Below are 1,221 nucleotides of genomic sequence, written 5' to 3' on the forward strand. Positions count from 1 at the left end.
TTTGGTATTGGAACCGGAAGTGCTTCTCCTGGATGAACCTTTTAGCGGCCTGGATACTCCTTCCCGGGTCAAATTGCTGGAAGAAGTCCATAGCCTGCTGAACGAGACGGGCATAACCACCGTCTTTGTCAGCCATGACTTTCAAGAAATTAGATGGCTGGCCCATAAAGTGGCGGTTTTGGACAAAGGTAAAATCGTTCAACAGGGAGATACAGATGAACTGCTTAATCAGCCTTCGCATTCTGCCTCCCGGTCGCTGGTAGAAGCAGCCTGCCGCTTGTCGGGGGGAAGTTGCAGGTCTAATTATCGATGAATTTTGCCGCGGACATATCGTATTGGACGCCCGGCTGGATCTTCTGGTTTTTCCATAAGGATTAAGTCTTCTTCAACGTTCCAGCCTAATCTTTCACAGATAGGTACCAGTTCGGAAAGGACGGCTTCCACTTTCCCTACCTTTTTTAGTAAGATGTCATTATCGTCTCGGGTTATCTCGTACCCTATAGGAACCAGTTCTTCTTTCAACTTGGTTTCTAACTTTGCATTACGAAACTTTAATTTTCCCTGAATATAAGAAACCAAGAATATTCCCCTTTCTTTTTTAGGATAAGCTATAAATATTTTTTCGGCAGAACGGGCAAGTTATGCAGCCCGTGAGGATGGATGCTTGACAAATGAATTAGTTTTCATTATAAAAATTGTTTAGGAACATTTAGCGGTTGGAGGTGGTGCAACTAATGCCGACTTATGACTATCGCTGCCAGAAGTGTGGAGTATTCGAATATACCCAAAATATAACTGAACCGGCGCTAGAGAAGTGTCCTCACTGCGGGCAAGAGGTTAAACGTTTGATTAGTCGTAATGTGAACGTTTTATATAAAGCCGGTGGTTTCCATATTACGGACTACCGGAGTAAGGATTATAAGGAACAAGCCAAAAAAGAAGAAAAGAGTTCTTCCGACGCCAAAGCCAGCTAGTATCGAAGAAAATCCCGGCCTTGTAAGTCCGGGACTTTTTGGTTTTTTTGAGCCTTGTATGGAACCGGTGGGGCAAGGGAAATCTATATTATGGAAAGGATGCAAATAAAGATGGAAAGCTATATTATCCGGGCTACTGCTGCTTCGGGTCAGATACGGGCATTCGCTGGAGATACAACCCAGCTGGTGGAACAGGCCCGCCTGCAGCATAATACGGCTCCTACAGCAACTGCGGCTTTAGGCAGGG

At 45.0% G+C, this 1,221-nt stretch carries 3 protein-coding genes and 1 pseudogene; 3 read left to right on the forward strand and 1 reads right to left on the reverse strand.

Going from position 1 to position 1,221, the window contains the following annotated elements; translation table 11 throughout:
* Window positions 1-313: pseudogene (locus tag KKC1_RS11140) on the forward strand (ABC transporter ATP-binding protein); the annotation flags it as partial.
* Here the strand turns inward: KKC1_RS11140 and KKC1_RS11145 are convergent.
* Complete coding sequence (locus tag KKC1_RS11145; RefSeq protein WP_088554529.1) at window positions 304-579, reverse strand: hypothetical protein; 276 nt, start codon at window positions 577-579, stop codon at window positions 304-306. The pseudogene KKC1_RS11140 and the gene KKC1_RS11145 overlap by 10 nt on opposite strands.
* A gap of 155 nt (window positions 580-734) precedes the next feature.
* Between KKC1_RS11145 and KKC1_RS11150 the strand changes: the two genes are divergently transcribed.
* Window positions 735-974, forward strand: coding sequence for an FmdB family zinc ribbon protein (locus KKC1_RS11150; RefSeq protein WP_088554530.1), 240 nt, complete (start codon window positions 735-737; stop codon window positions 972-974).
* Between the two features lie 111 nt (window positions 975-1,085).
* Window positions 1,086-1,221, forward strand: a 136-nt coding sequence (locus tag KKC1_RS17575; protein WP_192868210.1) for an Hsp33 family molecular chaperone HslO, incomplete at its 3' end; no start/stop codon positions are given.

The organism is Calderihabitans maritimus (assembly GCF_002207765.1).
Lineage (GTDB): Bacteria > Bacillota > KKC1 > Calderihabitantales > Calderihabitantaceae > Calderihabitans > Calderihabitans maritimus.

Bases quoted from the DNA above. Each gene is read 5' to 3' on its own strand.
- KKC1_RS11150 (WP_088554530.1), top strand. From the start codon at position 735: ATGCCGACTTATGACTATCGCTGCCAGAAGTGTGGAGTATTCGAATAT.